Origin of the sequence: Pseudoalteromonas sp. 68 DY56-GL68 (assembly GCF_041414825.1) — a bacterium.
GTDB lineage: Bacteria > Pseudomonadota > Gammaproteobacteria > Enterobacterales > Alteromonadaceae > Pseudoalteromonas.
In genome coordinates this window covers 521,861-540,558 of the sequence record NZ_JAOCZL010000018.1, presented here as the reverse complement: position 1 = coordinate 540,558, position 18,698 = coordinate 521,861, and the positions used below count along the sequence as shown (strand labels likewise).

At 40.1% G+C, this 18,698-nt stretch carries 16 protein-coding genes and 1 tRNA gene; 5 read left to right on the top strand and 12 right to left on the bottom strand.

What is annotated here, in order from left to right; all coding sequences use genetic code 11:
- Positions 1-9: 9 nt before the first annotated feature.
- On the bottom strand, positions 10-1,326 hold the full coding sequence (locus tag NYF15_RS10825) for a peptidoglycan DD-metalloendopeptidase family protein (protein ID WP_130151074.1): 1,317 nt from the start codon (positions 1,324-1,326) through the stop codon (positions 10-12).
- A 398-nt stretch (positions 1,327-1,724) separates the two neighbouring features.
- Between NYF15_RS10825 and tyrS the strand changes: the two genes are divergently transcribed.
- Positions 1,725-2,924: a tyrosine--tRNA ligase gene (gene tyrS / locus NYF15_RS10820; protein ID WP_371353569.1), complete on the top strand. Its 1,200-nt coding sequence runs from the start codon at positions 1,725-1,727 to the stop codon at positions 2,922-2,924.
- Between the two features lie 53 nt (positions 2,925-2,977).
- Here tyrS and NYF15_RS10815 read toward each other — a convergent pair whose 3' ends face one another.
- The 4 genes from NYF15_RS10815 to folE2 form a co-directional block, all read right to left on the bottom strand.
- Positions 2,978-3,931, bottom strand: coding sequence for a cobalamin biosynthesis protein (locus NYF15_RS10815; protein WP_371353568.1), 954 nt, complete (start codon positions 3,929-3,931; stop codon positions 2,978-2,980).
- Between the two features lies 1 nt (position 3,932).
- A complete protein-coding gene (mtnN, locus tag NYF15_RS10810) occupies positions 3,933-4,640 on the bottom strand; it encodes a 5'-methylthioadenosine/S-adenosylhomocysteine nucleosidase (protein ID WP_237119594.1) in 708 nt (235 codons plus the stop codon).
- A 124-nt stretch (positions 4,641-4,764) separates the two neighbouring features.
- A complete protein-coding gene (locus NYF15_RS10805; protein ID WP_130151078.1) occupies positions 4,765-5,358 on the bottom strand; it encodes a DUF2726 domain-containing protein in 594 nt (197 codons plus the stop codon).
- Positions 5,359-5,432: 74 nt separating this feature from the next.
- Positions 5,433-6,353: a GTP cyclohydrolase FolE2 gene (gene folE2, locus NYF15_RS10800; protein WP_371353567.1), complete on the bottom strand. Its 921-nt coding sequence runs from the start codon at positions 6,351-6,353 to the stop codon at positions 5,433-5,435.
- A 174-nt stretch (positions 6,354-6,527) separates the two neighbouring features.
- Between folE2 and arcB the strand changes: the two genes are divergently transcribed.
- Positions 6,528-8,855, top strand: coding sequence for an aerobic respiration two-component sensor histidine kinase ArcB (gene arcB, locus NYF15_RS10795; RefSeq protein ID WP_371353566.1), 2,328 nt, complete (start codon positions 6,528-6,530; stop codon positions 8,853-8,855).
- A gap of 6 nt (positions 8,856-8,861) precedes the next feature.
- Here arcB and arcA read toward each other — a convergent pair whose 3' ends face one another.
- The 5 genes from arcA to trmB form a co-directional block, all read right to left on the bottom strand.
- Entirely contained in the window at positions 8,862-9,578 is a 717-nt protein-coding gene (gene arcA / locus NYF15_RS10790) for a two-component system response regulator ArcA (RefSeq protein WP_062570337.1), read from the bottom strand.
- A 105-nt stretch (positions 9,579-9,683) separates the two neighbouring features.
- The gene (locus tag NYF15_RS10785; RefSeq protein WP_130151081.1) at positions 9,684-10,202 is read right to left on the bottom strand and encodes a YfiR family protein; all 519 of its coding nucleotides are present in this window, start codon (positions 10,200-10,202) and stop codon (positions 9,684-9,686) included.
- Positions 10,199-11,824: an ATP-binding protein gene (locus NYF15_RS10780; RefSeq protein ID WP_130151082.1), complete on the bottom strand. Its 1,626-nt coding sequence runs from the start codon at positions 11,822-11,824 to the stop codon at positions 10,199-10,201. The genes NYF15_RS10785 and NYF15_RS10780 overlap by 4 nt, the downstream gene beginning before the upstream one ends.
- A gap of 122 nt (positions 11,825-11,946) precedes the next feature.
- Positions 11,947-12,975 (bottom strand): methyltransferase, encoded by a 1,029-nt coding sequence (locus tag NYF15_RS10775; RefSeq protein WP_130151083.1) that lies wholly within the window; start codon positions 12,973-12,975, stop codon positions 11,947-11,949.
- 17 nt (positions 12,976-12,992) lie between these two features.
- Positions 12,993-13,718, bottom strand: coding sequence for a tRNA (guanosine(46)-N7)-methyltransferase TrmB (gene trmB / locus NYF15_RS10770; protein ID WP_371353565.1), 726 nt, complete (start codon positions 13,716-13,718; stop codon positions 12,993-12,995).
- Positions 13,719-13,866: 148 nt separating this feature from the next.
- On the opposite strand from trmB, the gene mutY reads away from it, so the two are divergent.
- Both mutY and NYF15_RS10760 read left to right on the top strand, forming a co-directional pair.
- Positions 13,867-14,943, top strand: a complete 1,077-nt coding sequence (gene mutY, locus NYF15_RS10765; RefSeq protein WP_371353564.1) for an A/G-specific adenine glycosylase — start codon at positions 13,867-13,869, stop codon at positions 14,941-14,943.
- A 15-nt stretch (positions 14,944-14,958) separates the two neighbouring features.
- Positions 14,959-15,231: an oxidative damage protection protein gene (locus NYF15_RS10760; RefSeq protein WP_062570343.1), complete on the top strand. Its 273-nt coding sequence runs from the start codon at positions 14,959-14,961 to the stop codon at positions 15,229-15,231.
- Positions 15,232-15,264: 33 nt separating this feature from the next.
- Here NYF15_RS10760 and NYF15_RS10755 read toward each other — a convergent pair whose 3' ends face one another.
- Together NYF15_RS10755 and NYF15_RS10750 are read right to left on the bottom strand one after the other, a co-directional pair.
- The gene (locus tag NYF15_RS10755; RefSeq protein ID WP_371353563.1) at positions 15,265-18,033 is read right to left on the bottom strand and encodes an ATP-binding protein; all 2,769 of its coding nucleotides are present in this window, start codon (positions 18,031-18,033) and stop codon (positions 15,265-15,267) included.
- A gap of 313 nt (positions 18,034-18,346) precedes the next feature.
- Positions 18,347-18,472 (bottom strand): hypothetical protein, encoded by a 126-nt coding sequence (locus NYF15_RS10750; RefSeq protein ID WP_371353562.1) that lies wholly within the window; start codon positions 18,470-18,472, stop codon positions 18,347-18,349.
- A 41-nt stretch (positions 18,473-18,513) separates the two neighbouring features.
- On the opposite strand from NYF15_RS10750, the gene NYF15_RS10745 reads away from it, so the two are divergent.
- Positions 18,514-18,589: transfer RNA gene (locus tag NYF15_RS10745), tRNA-Phe, on the top strand.
- The last annotated feature ends 109 nt before the right edge of the window (positions 18,590-18,698 follow it).

The window sequence follows — 18,698 nt, the reverse complement described above, 5'->3', positions numbered from 1 at the left end:
CTTTAGCGATTACTTATTAAGTGCCAGTTGTAGCTCACGATTGCGTTCAAGCTGCGCTAAGAAGTTGTCTGCAATTGGTTTAAACTTAGCTAACTCATCGCGTGGTAGTGGCTCTGACTTAGGCAGTTTAACTGTTTTAGGGTTGCGGTGAACGCCATTTACTAAAAACTCATAATGTAAATGAGGGCCTGTAACACGACCTGTTGCACCAACAGTACCAATCTTTTGACCTTGTTTTACTTTTTGACCTGTTTTAACAAGCTTTTTGTTCAAGTGTAAGTATTTAGTCACGTATTGAGTGCCGTGGCTAATAAATACATAGTTACCGTTATACTTACTGTAGCCAGCTTTAACCACTTTACCATTACCAGCAGAAACCACCGGTGTCCCCGTACGAGCAGCGTAGTCAATACCATTATGTGGCTTTACAGTCTTCGTTACTGGGTGTAAGCGACGTGGGTTGAAGCTTGAGCTTATATATTTAAAGTTAACAGGGGCACGCAAGAAAGCTTTTTTCATACTACGGCCTTCAGGTGTGTAGAAGTTTCCATCAGTATGACGAATTGCAGAATAGCGTTCGCCTTGGTTGATAAATTCAGCGGCAATTATTTTGCCGTCGCCTATGTACTCGCCATCAACATAATGCGCTTCGTAAATAAGACCAAACTGGTCGCCTTTACGAATGTCGTTTGCAAAGTCAACATCCCAACCAAAGATGTCAGCAAAATTCATTATTTGGCGTTCACTTAACCCTGCGGCGATACCTGAGGTCCAAAAGCTATTGCTGATTTCGCCACCGGCTGACTTACTCAAGGTTTCGATTTCTTTACTATCGATTGCTGTGTCGTAGTTACCTTCATCATTTAAAGTAACGTACAGAGTATCTGTTTTTGAAATTACATAACGAAGCTGTGCGAGAGAACCGTCATCAGCTGTAGCAAAACTCAAAATTTCACCGGGGTGAATTTTGGTTAATTTACGCGTTTCAGCATTTGTGTTGATTAGTTTATGTAATGTTTGCGCCGAAAAGCCCGCGCGTTTGAAAATAAGTGCTAGATTATCGCCGTTACGTACTTGATGATCGACAAGGTCGTATTCTGGTAATTTAGCAGCTGCTTGCTCTGAATTTAGTTCAGTTAGTTTTTCGTTATCATCAACTTTAACTTGTAATTCGTAGCGTTTGCCAATTTCAAGTGCGTCGGCACTGTTATCCTTTGAAGCGGTGGCTTTTTCTGACGGTAATAATGCTAAGCCGATAATAGCAGAAACCAAACCGAGAATAAGCAGTTTGTGTTTTTTGGGGAGTTTATGCACTACGTGAACCATAACGTGCCTTTTTCTGCTGTCAAGAAAATTAATTACTAATATTGCAGGATATACCTAAAATAGAGCAAATACCAGTGTTTTGTAGATTTAAACTAGCGCTATTTTACGCTAGAATTGCTCAGCGTGTTAATCTTTTTTGGTTAAATTTGCAGCATATGTCTGATGTTAAGCTAAATATGCATTAGTTAACTAAAGTACCTTCATAAAAATGCAATAACGCGGTATAAAGAACAATCACGCGCGCTGCTCCACTAGGCTGATGCTTAAAATACTTAAGTTGGCTTGCTCTTGGTGCAGTTTTTCTGGAGCTAACTTGCTAAATTTAATCATTTTTAGCTCTATTTTTAACCCTGATAGGCCACCACGCCCGGTAAGCTGAATTTTTGGAGTAATACACAGTGGATTTACAAACCGCTCTAGCTGAGATAAAACGCGGTGCAGAAGAGATATTAATTGAAGACGAACTAGTTGAAAAACTAAAGTCTGGTAAAAAGCTTAAAATTAAAGCGGGTTTCGATCCAACGGCGCCTGATCTGCATTTAGGTCATACGGTTTTAATTAATAAAATGAAAACCTTTCAAGACTTAGGTCATGAGGTTATTTTCCTTATTGGTGACTTTACCGGCATGATCGGCGACCCAACGGGTAAAAATGTGACGCGTAAGCCGTTAACTCGTGAAGATGTACTTGCTAATGCAGAAACATATAAAGAGCAAGTATTTAAGATTCTAGATCCTGCAAAAACAACTGTTGCATTTAATTCTACTTGGATGGAAAACTTAGGTGCAGCAGGTATGATCAAACTGGCTGCGCGTCAAACAGTAGCACGTATGCTAGAACGTGATGACTTCAAAAAGCGTTATGCCGGTGGTCAATCAATTGCTATCCACGAATTTTTATACCCACTGGTACAAGGGTGGGATTCAGTTGCATTAGAAGCAGATGTTGAGCTTGGTGGTACAGATCAACGTTTCAACCTACTAATGGGCCGAGAGCTACAAAAAGATGAAGGTCAAAAACCGCAAACAGTGTTAATGATGCCACTGCTTGAAGGTACTGACGGCGTTCAGAAAATGTCTAAGTCATTAGGTAACTACATTGGTATTACTGATGAGCCTAATGATATGTTTGGTAAAGTGATGTCTATTAGTGATGAGCTAATGTGGCGCTACTATGACTTATTAAGTGCATTATCTATCGAAGAAATTGCAGCTCTTAAACAGCGTGTTGCTGACGGTGCAAACCCGCGCGACATTAAGATTGAGCTTGCGAAAGAAATGATTGCACGTTTCCACAGTAAAGAAGCGGCAGAAGGTGCTCATCAAGATTTTATTAAGCGTTTCCAAAAAAATGCTTTACCCGATGAGATCCCAGAAGTAACAGTAACGATTGCTGAAGACACTGTATTTATCACTAATCTACTAAAAGAAGCTAATCTTGTTGCAAGTACGTCTGAAGCTATGCGTATGATCAAACAAGGTGCTGTAAAAATAAATGGTGAAGAAAAAGTAACAGATACTAAGCTTGAAGTTGCTAAAGGCAGTACTGAAATTTACCAAGTAGGTAAACGTAAGTTTGCTAAAATCACCGTCGCTTAAGCGTTAATTAGGCGTATTATAAAAACCAGCCTCGGCTGGTTTTTTTGTATTTGTTAAGCAAAGGCCAGAAATGTGATTATCTCAATACAGATGATAAATAGTAGCCAAAATGCTTTAGCCTGATTTAGTCGGCTTATCAGAATAGGAATGTCATCTGCACAGGGTAATCGCTCCGTACCCACACGCATTTTGTTAAAGCGCACACCTTTGTATAAAGCAGGCCCCCCTAGTTGCACACCCAGTGATGCCGCACTTACGCTAAGTAGCCAGCCAGTATTGGTTTGGTAAAAATGGCGTCCATAATGTTTAATGTAATGCAGGCTTTGTTTACTCGCATTTGTTGCTGCAAGTGTCATGGCAAGAAGTCGAATAGGTATCCATTCAAGTACAAATAACAGCTTAGCAATAGGTATTAAAAAAGGGCTGTTAGGTAATTGTTTTTCGCGCCATGCTTGGTGAATAAGGGTTAATAAACGGTAAGTCAGGCATATTATTGCGCCGCCGACCAAGTAAAAAAAGATTACGGCAAAATACTGCCGTGCGCTTTGTAGCAGTAAAGACTCCATACATGCTTTGCAAATCCCTGGGGCTGATAGACGAGATACATCTCGTGCAACTAAACCCGCGAGTAATTCTCTGGCAGCCGCTTTCTGATTTTTTTTAACTAAGCGCGCAATTCGAAGTGTCTTCTTTTCTTGTCCACGGCTATTGAGTAATAGGTAAAGAATTAGCCCGTTGAGCAGCTCAGGATAAAAGGCAAACTCTAAAAATAGCATGACCAGTACTACAATCAGCAAAGTTGTAAGCGTAAATGCAAGTATTGACGATAAATACTGATAGCTTCTTGGATTATGTTGATCGTAAAGGCGATCGCCAAGTGAAGAAAAAATAACACTCAGTAGTGTATTGGGGTGATACCAGCTTACTAAAGGGAAAAAGCGCTCAGCAAGGAGCGCTATAAAAAATACAATAATGTCCAAATGGGTTTGAACAAAACTTGCAATCACCTTATAAACTCACCGACGTCAGTTTTTCTAGTAGAGCAACAACCATTTTAGATGAATTAATAGAGGCTGTTTCGATGTACTCTTCAAATGATTGTGGAGACTCTTTACCAGCAATATCAGACATAGAGCGGATAACCACAAAAGGAGTGTCTAGTGAGTGACAGGCTTGAGCAATTGCTGCGCCTTCCATTTCTACTGCAAGCATGGTTGGGAAGTCTGCACGTGCTTTATCGATTCGCACCGGATCACACATAAATGAATCGCCTGTGCAAATTAGACCAATCATGGTTTTTACATCGCTGATTTGGCTTACGCTTTGCTCAGCAGCTTCAATTAATTTAGGATGTGCAGCAAAACCTGCTGGCATTTGTGGTACTTGGCCAATTTCGTAACCAAAGGCTGTTACATCAACATCGTGGTGACGAACTTCAGATGAAATAACGACATCACCCACGTTAAGAGAAGCCTCAAAGCCGCCAGCTGAACCTGTGTTAATCACACAATCTGGAGTGAAGTTGTCAATTAAAAGCGTAGTAGCAACTGCAGAAGCAACCTTACCAATGCCTGATTGTACAAGTGTTACAGTATGACCTGCTAACTCACCTGTATAAAATGTGAATCCAGCTTTTGTCATTACACTTGGGTTAACCATGGTTTCGCGTAAAATTTTTACTTCTGGCTCCATCGCGCCAATAATACCAACATGCATAATATTTGTTTCCTTAGATTGAATAGGGTGATTATATACCCAACCTTAAGTAGTTACGAGAATTCAGCAAGTGTAAAAACAAAAAAGCAGACTTAAAGTCTGCTTTTGCCAAAATTATGACACCTTATATTTCTGCCAAGGCTGTTGAGTGAGCTTTTGCCTGAGAAGGCGACAACACCGCCGGTTTTGTTACGCGGTTGCGAGTTGGTCTTAGTGGCGCTGCGCTAGGTTTACCGAGTTTAAACATAATCGCATCACGCACTTCTTTAGGTTGGTAGCCCGCTTTTACTTTCATGCGGATATGTGGAATACCTGCTGCTTCAAGTGCACCACTTACAAACCAATCACGCTGCGCCTTGTGTCCATCCTTGTTCGTGTTATTCACAAGGTCAACTGCGGCAACAATGGTGAGCTTATCTTTATCAATTAAGACATAGTCTAATTGCTTGTTTTTGGCTTTAGTAATTGCAGCACGTTTAGCTTTAGGCGAAAGCCCTTGTTTGCAGTCAATTAAGTCGATGAGTTTAACACGACTTACGATCTTATATTGATCGCCTACTGCACGTTCAAGGAGGTTTAAAAACGCACTCTCTACTTGTGTAAATACACTTTGTTTACGAGTGAAAGGGTATGGGTTTCCGCCATCATCTGTATACTTTGACGCAACAACAGAAGCCCCTACGACTAAAACTAAAATTGATAATAAAGCGAATTCCATCTGGTAACTCCACAACAAATTGACACTGAATTGTATTAGCAATTTATGTGCCTAAGTTGTGAGGAGTTACTGAATTAAGCGGTATATCCGTTGGCAACACCTTTTACCGCAATGGCAACGGCGTCGTGCGCATGCAAAGATTCATAGTGATTGATTTGCAACCAATAATCAGCGTAGCTTTGTGCCTCAAGCAGGGCTTTAATTTTGCGGGCAGCGTCTTCACAAAACATCAGGTTTTGACCATTTAAGCGAGCAAATTCTTGCTCATCTTCACGTTTTACGGCTGCTTGTACTGGGGTTTTCAGTTCGCTTTCAATGGCATCTATTAAACCAACAACATCAAAGCTCTCAATGCTGTTATCAAGCTTCACCTTTACATTCGCAATCGAACGTTGTGAGTGTGGTGTTGCTACTATTCCCTCTGTGCTGCCAAGCCACTCATGGACAGCTTGTTTATCAAGTTGATTGTCAGTAAATTTTTCAGCAAAGGCATTTTGAATTAACTGACGAGCAAGTGCAGCAGAGCATGGACAAGTTGATGAGTAAGTAACATCAACCATTAATTCAAAGCTTAAGGTGCCTTGGTTTATTTTTGCTATAAGATGAATAGGGTAGTTTTTCCAGCCTACTTTACCACTTAACAGTGATTTACGACGCAGCGGCAGTTCAAACTTAAACTCAATTTGTGCACGGTCGCTCAAATCATCATGGCTAGTAATAAAAGCATCGAGTGCTTGTGCTAATGTCTGCGGGTTAACATGTTGCTCAGTCGATAAGGTATCAAGCGCCAAAAATAATCGCGACATATGGATGCCTTTGGCATCTTCTTTGTATAAGTTTACAAAAGCACGTGCCTTAGCAATCACATTTACAGGGGCAATATTGTGAGATTCAAAAATAAAAGGGAGCTCAATTTCACCCATGCCAACCCAGTCTAATTTACCAGTTTGTAAAGCAGGTGCTGTATCAGCAATGTCAGGCATTGTGGTTTGCATGGTTATACTCATTTCTTTGCAGTTATTAAAGCGCGGTAGTTTACATGAAAAAATATAAAAAATCGGCGTTGATGAAAAAATTCTGTGTTTATCGCACAATATGAATATTTCTAAAGGAATAGTGGTAAAATTAACTATGCTGTTTTTTTTCAATTATGTGCCTAAGCTTTATCTATGATTGATTCGTCTTTGAGTCCGTGGGCTCGCACACTCTCAAGCTTGATCTCCAAATATGGTGAGTTTAAAACTGCCGCAGTTTGTTATGCCTTATTGTTAGTCATGTCATTAATTCTGTCATGTATGTTTTATTATGTGGCTGTGGGCACAGTTACCTTGGTTGATGTTCTTGCGGTGATGTTTTTTACCGCAGTCGTATCGCCACTTTTAATTTCTGTATTATTAAACTCAATTCGTCAGTTAGAAGCCTCTTACAGTTATTTGGATAGTGCAACTAAGCAAGAAAAGCTGTTAAACCAAACACTAAAAGACAATATCAGTCGCTTAAATGAAGAGATTGATGAACGTAAAATGGCTTTTCATGCAAAGCACAGAGCAATTGAAGAGCTAAGGCGTGAAATCGCAGAACGTAAAAAAACACAGCAAGAGCTGGCACAGCAAGGGATGTTACTACGCTCAATCGTCGACTCCTCTCCCGATTTATTTTATTACCGCGACAACAATGGTGTTTTTGCAGGCTGTAATAAAATGTTTGAACAAGTTATAGGTAAAAGTAGTGAAGAGTTAATAGGGAAGAGCGTTGAAGAAATCTACCCTAGTGATTACCTTCCTGAAGTGCTGTGTACAGATAAAAAGGTAGCACAAACTCACCAAGCACTTACCTTGGATGTTGAATACCCTGTGGATGGTGAAAAACGCTGGTTTGAGATGCGTAAGTTACCGTTTATCAATGAAAAAGGGGAGTACATTGGTTTGCTCGCTTTCGGCCGTGATATTACTAGCCGTAAAGAGGCTGCTCAAGCACTTGAAGCGGCATATAAAGATAAAGGGAAATTTATTGCCACCTTAAGTCATGAGCTAAGAACTCCCTTAAACGGTATCGTTGGTTTAACCCGTATGTTACTTGATACTGAGCTCGATAAGCAGCAGCGTAGCTGGTGTAATACAGTTTTTTCTAGTGCCGAAACGCTTGGTAATATCTTTAATGATATTATTGACTTAGACAAAATTGATCGTGAGCAATTAGATATTGTCACGGATTCTGTGAATGTCGCTGACTTTATCAACGATGTAGTGAATTTTGCAGGCCTTATTGCTGAGCAAAAAGGGCTTGAGTTTAATATTAAACGTAAAGGCACGCTGGATGTTTATGCGTCGCTCGACCCAACTCGCTTACGCCAGGTTGTTTGGAATTTAATTAATAACGCTGTGAAGTTTACTCAGCAAGGTCATGTTGAGCTTGAGTGCCGCCGTGAAAACCGCCCTGATGGTCCGTGGCTTGTTATGCGAGTCACTGATACTGGGCAAGGGATCCCACGAGAGCAACTACACCGTATTTTTGATATGTATTATAAAGCACCAGATGTGAATGGTACCAATGCAATTGGCTCTGGCATTGGGCTAGCGGTAACGAAAGCACTTGTAACTGCAATGAAAGGCGAAATTCACGTGAGTAGTACAGAGGGCGAGGGAAGTGTATTTGTTGTGGAAATACCGCTTAAGCTTTGTATTGCACCGACAGAGAAAAGCTATGCTGTGCGTAGTTTAAATATTTTATTGGTTGAGGATGTTCCTCTTAATGCTGAAATTGCCACTAACTTACTTGAGCAACGAGGGCATGAGGTTATTTGGGCGGAAACCGGTGAAGATGCATTGTCGTTCGTTTATACCGAAGATGATTTAGATCTCGTATTACTTGATATGCAGTTACCAGACATTAATGGTGACGAAGTAGCTCGCCAAATCCGTGAGGATGAACATTTTGATGGCCTGCCTATAGTCGCGTTGACTGCAAACGTGCGTAGTGCTGAAGAAGAGCTTGCAGGTATTAACATTCAAGGGGCACTCGCTAAGCCTATCAACACCACTAAACTTGATAAAATGCTCGGTGAGCTATTTGATATTAAGCAGCAACAAAACTGTCAGCCTGAGCCAATCAAAGCCGCGACTAAAAAAGACTTATCGGGTATTCGCGTTGAGCTTCTCGATATAGAAACCATTGAGGACTTTGTTGGTTCAATGGGTTTAGTTATCTTTAATCGTAGCTGTGAGTTATTCAATAAGTTGAACCCGCAGTATCAAACAGAGCTTGCAGATGCTTTGGCATCAGATGATAGAGAAGAGTATAAGTCTGTTGCCCATAAACTAAAAGGTGCGGCTGGCTCTGTGGGCTTAAATGATGTGCAGTTACACGCGAAGAAGATGGAGCACGGCGCGCTTGAACAAAGTAGTGAAGAGTTACAACAGTGGCTGGATGTTTTAGCAGTTAAAATAAATGAAGGGCGTGACGCCCTCCAATCATTTTTACAACAGTTAGAAAGTTAATTCTAATTAGCTGTCGATTTTACCAATGAAGCGATAGCCTTCACCATGGATGGTGCTAATAAGCTCAGATGTGCTGTTATCGCTTTCAAAGTGTTTTCTGATACGACGAATAGTAACGTCTACAGTACGGTCATTAGCACGCAGCTCACGACCTGTCATGTGCTTAATAAGTTGCTCACGGCTGAAGATACGACCAGGAGAGTCAAGCATTAGACGCAGTGCACGGTATTCACCTTTAGGTAAACGTTTAGCATCACCACTTGGCGATGTTAAACAACGGCTGTTTTCATCAAGTTCCCAACCGTTAAATGTAATCACACCATTTGTTTCAAGGTTTGTTTCTTCACCACCAAGCGCTGTACGTGTAATAAGGTTACGCGCACGAATTGTTAATTCGCGTGGGTTGAATGGTTTTGTGATGTAATCATCAGCACCAATCTCAAGACCTAAGATGCGGTCAACGTCGTTGTCACGACCAGTTAAGAAAATTAGACCAACGTTGCGTTTTTGGCGTAGCTCACGTGCTAAAATTAGCCCGTTTTTACCTGGCAGATTGATGTCCATAACTACAAGGTTCACATCATCATTATTTGTAAGCTTGTCATGCATATCATCGCCATCAATGGCTTCAATAACTTTGTAACCTTCAGCTTCAAATAAACTAACGAGGTTTAGTCGAGTTACGTCTTCATCCTCTACGATCAGAATGACTGGCGTTTGCATTGTATATTAACCTTTTCGGAAATTTTATTTACAAAAATTCGGTATTACCAAGCAAAACCGAATACTAGAGATTATAGGATTAGATCCAATTGTTAACAAGTAAAATCAATTTGGATAAAACTTAGCCATAGCTAACAATCGAGATTGCACTTTAAAGTTTTGCTGCAATACGTGCTGCTTATTGATATACAGTCGGATTTTATTTCCTTCTTGAACCAGAGAGGCTATACCGCCGTTTTCTAAAAAACTGATACTTTCACCTATGGTTAAAGTATCCAATGAAATTGTATCGGTCCAAAGTGGAAGTATATCATTTTCTAATGTTTCATCAACGTATGTGATATCACAAACCTGAGAAAGTTCAGAAATTTGCTGACTTTTTTTCACTAAAATAACCTTGATTGGTTTTTTGTTAATTTGCAGTTCATTTCTATCTTTTAGGAACGCACCTGGTCCGTACTCTAAGTCATAAAAACAAAATGAAATAGGGCGGGTTATGTCATCGTGGGTAAACTCGACAAACTTTGCAATCTGAAACAAAAAAGCAGATTTAACTTGATCTGGAGATTTAGCAAAAACCGACCACGATGAAAACAGCAGCAATATAAAAACAATACTTCTCATCGTATTCCACCTTCATTCATTGGTAAGGTGATAATGAAGTGTGCCCCATCTTGCGCTAACTCGTCATACACAATACTGCCACCAAGCGCTTGAGTGACTAAATTGTAAACTAAATGCATGCCTAACCCACTGCCACCTTCACCACGCTTAGTGGTAACAAATGGATCGAAAATACGTTTTTTTACTGACTTTTCAACACCGATACCATTATCAAAATAATGAATAGTGAAGTTTGATTCATTCTTTTGTACGTTAAAGGTGATTTCGTTGTCTTTATCATCATTAAATGCGTGAATCACAGAGTTACTTAGGAGTTGCTGTAAAACTTGCTGTAAGGGCCCTGATTTGGTTTCTATATTCAGGTCTTTGTCACAGTTTATTGTTATGTTAGGGTTGCGGTACTGTATTTCTGAACGCATAGAAAGCACCACATCACTTAATAAGTTATTAAGATTAACTTGTGAGGTACTCTCACTATCTTGATTCACTGCGACCTTTTTAAAGCTTGAAACAAGTTCTGCTGCTCGATTCAGGTTTCGATAAATGAGATCGAGGTTTTCAATGCCATCGTCAATAAAACGCTTTAAGTGAGTTGAGGTTAAGGTTTTTTGTTCAAACTGTGTACAAATTTCTGCAAGTTTATCGCGTAATAGGGTGGAACCGGTTATACCTAGTCCAATAGGGGTATTTACCTCATGGGCAACACCCGCAACCATTTGCCCAAGCGAAGCCATTTTTTCATTTTCAACAATTTGGTTTTGATACTGGTGCATTCTTTCTAGGGTATTAAGAAGCTCTTGATTTGCCTCGCGTAGGGCTATTGTTCGTTGGTTAACTTTTTCTTCGAGACTTTGGTTGAGCTGCTTTATTTCTTGTTTATCTTTTTCATGACGTTCAATTTGCTTTTGTGTGCGCGCAAGCATGATATTTAAGCTAGCAGCAAGTTGATTTATTTCATCGATATTTGTCTTTTTCGCCCGTGTTTCGTAATTATGGTTCTTTGACACATCTTGCAGTAACACACTGAGCTCATCGATTGGGTTAGCAATACGCCTTTGAATCTGGCGCGCGACAAAGTACACCAACACTAAGACAAAAAGTATCAGAAAAATATCAATAATGATTTTTCTGTTGATGTATTGGTTTAATCTGTCTAATCCACCTCGAACATACACGTAGCCTATGGTGTTGCCTTCGTAAACGATGGGAGTGATAAGCTCAATGACCTTATCTTTTATATGAGGCTCTAATAGTTCATTTATGCTGCTGACTTTAATGGGCACTGGCGGCGTTTTGCTGGCATTAAAGCTACTAAAGAAGACGGGCTCGTTAGATAACTCATCAATAGAGTAAATATGAATATTTTTGATTAATGGAACAGACTCAAATGACTTTAAGCGTTCAGTTTCTGTGTCATTATCGTCGAATAGCACAGTCACTTGGGCATTATAAGAGACAATCTTCGAGAGGATCGTTATTTTATCAATAATAAGGCTTTTTTGTTCTTTAACATCAAGATAAGTCGAAATTGAGATCGACAATGACAAGCATAATGCTGTGACTAACATAACGGCATTAGTCAATGCTTTACGAATACTTGTTTGTCTTTTGAATATTGACATATGCCTTATTAAGCCAATCTTTTTTATATTATTAGTAACTGTTTAGTCTAGCAAAGACAATAGAAAGTAACTAAATATTAGGAAAAATATTTAGTCACGGAATAGGCTATTAGGCATTTTTGCTACTTAGCAGAGTAAACGGCAAATTTGGTATTCTTAAAATCTGTGTTGAAACTAGCAAACTGCGCCTCGAGGATGGGCGGGTATTTTAAAAAGCTATTAGCAACAATCGTTAATGAACCTTGCTTGGTTAGGTGTTGTTTAGCATTAGCTAAAAATGCTTCGGCAATACTGTAATCTGTGGCGATACCTGTATGGAATGGCGGGTTGCTGATGATTAAATCAAATTTGCCACTAATATTTTCAAGGCCATCACTTAATAAAGCTTCACCTTTGAGGTTATTTAGCGCAAGCGTTTGCTCAGTGGCATAAGTTGCCAGCGCACTTACATCGCTACACACAAATTCAAGTTCAGGCTGCTTGAGTCCTAAGTAAGTTGCAATAACACCTGCACCACACGCAAAGTCGAGCACTTTACCCGTGTTAATATGAGGCGCATTATTAAGAAGTACTGCTGTACCCACATCAAGTGCACCGTGGTTAAATACCCCAGGCACGCTAATAGCTGTAAATTCTAGATCGTTTGTTTTGACTTGGAATTGTTTGTGATACCGGCTGATATCAAAGCTATTGTTTAGCGTAAGCTCAGAAAATAGATACAAAATGCAGTGTTTGGCACTGTCGATTTTGTTACTAAAGCCAGAGTAGTCTTTTAGTTGCTTTTCTGCTGATTTAACGCCGCTTTTATTTTCACCTACCACAAACAGCTGGGCATCTTGGTGACATACAGCACGAATGTTATCAAGACACATTAGTGCTTCAGGCTTCGCCTTTGGATAATAGTAGATAACTAAATCATAGTTGCCATTGGGAATAGTGTGATCAACCACGGCATGTACACCGGCAATTTTGCTGGCATACATGGCATTAGCGTGATTATAACTGAACGCAGTAATTTTGGCGTCAGGGTTTAGCGCTGTAAGTTCGCGTAAAAAGCCATCTTGCTCGAAGTTAACCACTAAAATGGACTTTCCAACAAGCTCGTCTTCATTTCGAAGCAATAATAAACTTGGGTTGGTTAACTTGCTCATGCTGCTTTTACCTTATATTACTTTGTACGCTCAAACATTAGATCCCACACGCCGTGACCTAAACGGTGACCGCGTTGCTCAAATTTCGTCAATGGACGTGAATCTGGGCGAGGAACATAATCATTCGTGTCTGATTGGTTTTTGTAACCTTCAGCAAATTGCATTACTTCAAGCATATGTTCAGCATAGTTTTCCCAGTCAGTTGCCATGTGAAAAACACCACCAATTTTTAATTTGCTACGTAATTTTTGTGCAAATTCAGCCTGTACGATACGACGCTTGTGGTGACGTTTTTTGTGCCATGGATCAGGGAAGAATAACTGCAACTTAGCTAAGCTTTCATCAGCGATACAATCGGCCAATACTTCAACCGCATCGTGCTCGAATACGCGTAAATTAGTAACTCCGGCTTCGTCGGCATCCATTAAACAAGCGCCAACACCTGGACGGTGTACTTCAATACCGATGAAGTTAAGCTCTGGAGCGTTTTTAGCCATTTCAACCAGTGACTTACCCATACCAAAGCCGATTTCTAGCACGACGTCATTATCGTTATCAAATACATCTTTAAAATCGAGCATGCCATTTTTGTGCTCAAGGCCCATTGTTGGCCAACACTTTTCGATGGCGGCTGCTTGGCCTTTTGTTAGGCGACCTTCGCGCTTAACGAAACTACGAATTGTGCGGATATATTTACCCTCTTGCTTTGCTTGCTCGAGGTTTGGGTTACTTGAGTCACTCATATATTTTGGCCTGATAAAAACACTGACTATAGAAAAAGGTTGCGTATTATCCCTGACCTGCGCCTTGAGTACAAGCTTTTAGCTTGCTTGGCCTAACTAACTGCAATAGACTGAGCCGCAATGAGCTTCAGCAAGTAAAGATGTTATTTTGAATTTAAGCAATAAGGAGTCAACTTGGTTCGCGAGCCAAGTGGTTGACTGGTATCACCTTCACGGCCGTAAAACTCTTCCATGGCAGTTAAATAAAACCCCTTATAAAGTGTGGATCTCTGAGGTTATGCTTCAGCAAACCCAGGTCGTCACTGTCATTCCGTATTTTGAAAAGTTCATGCAGAGCTTTCCTGATATTATTGCGCTGGCCGATGCCGATGAAGATCAAGTGCTGCATCACTGGACCGGCCTTGGTTATTATGCTCGCGCACGTAACTTACATAAAACGGCAAAAATAGTCCGTGATAAATACCAAGGTGAGTTTCCAACCACGCTTGAAGAAGTGATGGATTTGCCTGGGATCGGTCGCTCAACAGCGGGGGCTATCTTATCGTTATCGCTTGGTCAGCATCACCCAATTTTGGACGGTAACGTTAAACGTGTACTCGCGCGCTTTTTTATGATCGAAGGCTGGTATGGGGTTAAAAAAGTTGAAAACCAACTGTGGTCATTATCATCACAATTAACGCCTAAAGAGTCGGTTACCGAGTTTAATCAAGCAATGATGGATTTAGGGGCAAGTCTGTGTTCACGTAGCAAGTTTGACTGTGAGCCTTGTCCTTTAAACAGTAAGTGCCTTGCTTTTAATGAAGGTAAAGTTAAAGAGTTTCCGCATTCAAAGCCTAAAAAGGCTGTACCGAAAAAGTCAAGTCATCAGCTTATTTTAGCCTGTGACGATAAAGTACTTATGGAAAAACGGCCTAACTCAGGAATTTGGGGAGGCTTATTTGGCTTTTTCGAGTTTAGTGAGTTAAGCGAGCTAGAAACATTTTTAGCCCAGCATGGTTTAACGGCTAATACACAGGAAATTGAAGCGTTTACTCATGTGTTTTCGCATTTTGAGCTGACCATTAATCCACATGTTTTATCATTGCCAAGCATTCCAGATCTTATTAATGAGCGTCAATTGGTTTGGTATCCGCTTGATGAGTCTGTTGAAGTCGGCCTTGCAGCCCCTACGAAAAAGCTGGTTAAACAATTACGCGCAATAGATTACAATAACATCACGCAATAAGAGTAGAGAGCAATTATGGCACGCACAGTATTTTGTCAAAAGTTACAAAAAGAAGCTGAAGGCTTAGGCTTCCAACTATATCCAGGTGAGCTTGGTGAAAAGATTTTCAACAACATCAGTAAAGAAGCGTGGGGCCAATGGCAACACAAACAAACGATGTTGATCAACGAAAAGCATCTAAACATGATGGACCCAGAACACCGCACTTTTTTAGAAGAGCAGATGGTTGGCTTTTTGTTTGAAGGTAAAGACGTTGAAATTGAAGGTTATCGTCCACCTGAAAAATAAGCACAGAAATTAAAAAGGGCCGATTGGCCCTTTTTAATTTTCACTTTCTTGGTCGGCTTTTTTGATTTGTTCTTTTAAGAACTGTGCTACTTTAGAGTACTCGATTTCGAACTCGTCGCGCAGCTCAATTAGATCGTCACTTGTTAGCTCTTCTTCTTTACAGCGTTGTTCAAATGCTGCTGCAAGTTCGGCAATTTTCATTGCCCCAATTGTTTTGGAAATTGACTTTAATTGATGGCATGACGAAATGATGGTTTCTAAATCATGATCGATCACCCCTGTATTTACCTCTTTAGTTAGTTGATTACTTTGTTCAAGGTACATTTTAAAGAAACGCAGTTTTTTAGCTTCATCGTTATTTATGTATTTACCAAGCATGCTCATATCAATTGGCATGGCAGGTTGTTTTATTTCAAGAGGAGTACGCTCTGGGTCGACTTTATGCGACCACTTTAGCAATGTTGCCTCAAGTACGTTGAGTTCGACAGGTTTTGTAATGTAGTCGTTCATGCCAATACTTAAACAACGCTCTTTTTCCCCTTTCAGTGCATTAGCGGTAATAGCAACAATATAGGGTTGGGCGTTGATGTCAGGAAGCAAAGAGGCTTCGCTGCGAATTTTTTCAACCATGTCATAGCCTGACATTTTTGGCATGTGTAAGTCGGTCAAAATGATCGAGTAGTGGTTTTCACGCCACATTTCTAATCCTTGCTCACCGTTTTCAGCCAACTCGACACCATAACCTAATAAATGTAATTGATCTGTCAGCACTTGCTGATTCAGAACATTGTCTTCAACCAAAAGGATTAATTTATTTTCTTCACGGGCTTGATCCACGCTCAAATAGTTATTGAGTGTTTTTGCAGAGGAAATTTGTTTTGGCTGATGAAGGCCTGCAGCAACTAATAACGACACCATAAAGTTAGACTTACATAGTGGTGCTGCATTTAAATAAAAAATATTTTTATGATTAACTGTGGCTTCATCTAGCTTACTTAATACAATCACTTGTTGATGGTTGTCTTCTAAGGTGTAAAGCAAACGGCGTAGTATGTAGTTAATATCCTCCATGCTTTCGATGCCATCGAGAATCCAAATTATGTCTTTTTTATCTTGCTCTGCTTCTATTTTTTCATTGCTATTGGCAATGATTGTCGTAGCGCCCATAAATGAAAGATAACGAGTTAACAAGCTTTGTCTGCTTTCGTGCTGAGTTACAACAACCACTCGTTGGTTTTTCATCACCTGTTTGTGAGCAAAGTTAACTTTTCCTTGCGTGCTAAACGGCAGCTCAACGATAAATTCACTACCGATCCCCAAATCACTGTTTACAGTAATCGTACCTAGCATCAACTCGGTAAGGCTCTTACAGATCGAAAGCCCAAGACCTGTGCCTCCATACTCGCGCGTAATAGAGCTTTCGGCTTGAATAAATGGGTTAAATATTTCACGAAGCTGTGTCTTGGTCATGCCTTTACCGTTGTCGGAAACGCTAAAACGCAAGGTGTAATGATCGGTTGTGTTTTGCGTGACTTCGACAGATATTTTTACATGACCTTTTCGGTTATCGTCTGTGGTTGTAAATTTAATCGCGTTACTACATAGGTTATAAAGCACTTGGCGTACGCGCACTGTATCGCCAATTAAGTTAGTCGGAATATCGGGTGCTATGGCAAGTTCCAGATCTAAGTTACGCTTTTTAGCGACAGAAGACAGCACACGGGCTACTTCTTCGATAGTATCTGAGACCGAAAAAGGGATGTTATCGATATTGAGTTTTCCTGCTTCGATTTTAGAGAAGTCGAGAATGTCATCTAAAATGCCAAGCAATGAAAAGGCAGAATCACGAATTATTGTACTAAGTCTATGTTGTGCACCATCGAGCTCTGTTTGCCGCAGCAAATCAATAGTCCCAATCACCCCATTCATTGGTGTTCTTATTTCGTGACTCATCGTTGCTAAGAAGGTTGTTTTAGTTTCGTTGGCTTGCTCTGCTTTTAATGTTGCTTGTTCAAGTGCCAGTGTTCTGTTTTGTACTTCAGTTTCAAGGCTACTTTGTAGTTTTTGTAGATCTTGTTGTGCTGCTTTATTTTCAGTAATTGCAGACTGAACTTTACTAAGTAAATGGTTAATGTTTTTAGCTACAATATCTAAACCAAAGTCAAGGGTTTCAGTAACATGAGTGTGGTAATTTTGGTTTTCTGTAATAGCTAATAGTTCATCGCTAAGTAGTTCACTACTTTTCATAAAACGTTTATTAATATACACATTTAATAATACAGACAGAAAAATAAGTGCAATCAGAGCGACAGCAGCTAATACATATGACATTACAGCTGATTCAACAATTGGCTGTTCTTGTGAATGCTGTTTTACGATTAACTCGCCAACGGGTTGGTCGTTAAATTCAAGCACTTTGTGAATTATGCTGGCTTGTTCTAATTGCTGATTTACTTTCGTTACAGCGATGAGTTCTTCTTTATTGTTTGCAAATACCAAAGACACATCACCATTCACCTCGTACCTATATAAGTAGTAATCAAACCCAGCATTGAGTAAAAGGCTAAGCTCCAGTACTTCTTTGACCTTATCTTGGCCCGGCATTGTGAGTGCACTTACTAAGGGTGGTGATAATTGTTCCACTACTTGCACAGCATTTAGGCTAGGGTATGTGACTTGAGTTTTAGAATCCTTTGTTGGGTAAAAAGAGTAAGCTACAACCGCAAAAAGTGTAATAACAAGGTTTGTTATAATAAATAACGGTAATAGCCCTTTTACAGGAGATGTTGATTTACTCGACATGGCTTTTATCCAACAATTTTACAGCAGTAAGAAGTAGTTACTTGATTGATTAACACAATCCTACCATCAACGAAGAAAAATTCACCACGTTTTTACTTAACCAAAGTAATAATCGTTGTAGGGAACTATTAGAATAGGAATTTTTGCTGCATAAGTAACCGTAAAAGTACGAAAAATAGCAATCTTGATTGAAAACTGTTCAAACAGTCAGAATCCTTAAAAAAAAGTTGACTTGAGAGGGCAAAACCCGTTTAATACGCCGCACGCCCAGACAGCGACAACTAGATTTGTTGCTTAAAAGTGCGTGTAAAAGTTAGTGCCCAGATAGCTCAGTCGGTAGAGCCATTTGGAATTGCATTGAAAATCCTCTTTGGATGTTCAGCACAAAAACCGAATATTGCCCAGATAGCTCAGTCGGTAGAGCCATCAGGAGTTGCATTGAAAATCCTCTTTGGATGTTCAGCACAAAAACCGAATATTGCCCAGATAGCTCAGTCGGTAGAGCAGAGGATTGAAAATCCTCGTGTCGGTGGTTCGATTCCGCCTCTGGGCACCATTATTTAATATATTGGTGTTGTATCTAATAGTGAGAACATCAGTATTGTGCAAAGCACACAAATTTAGTGTGCCGACTTAGCTCAGTTGGTAGAGCAACTGACTTGTAA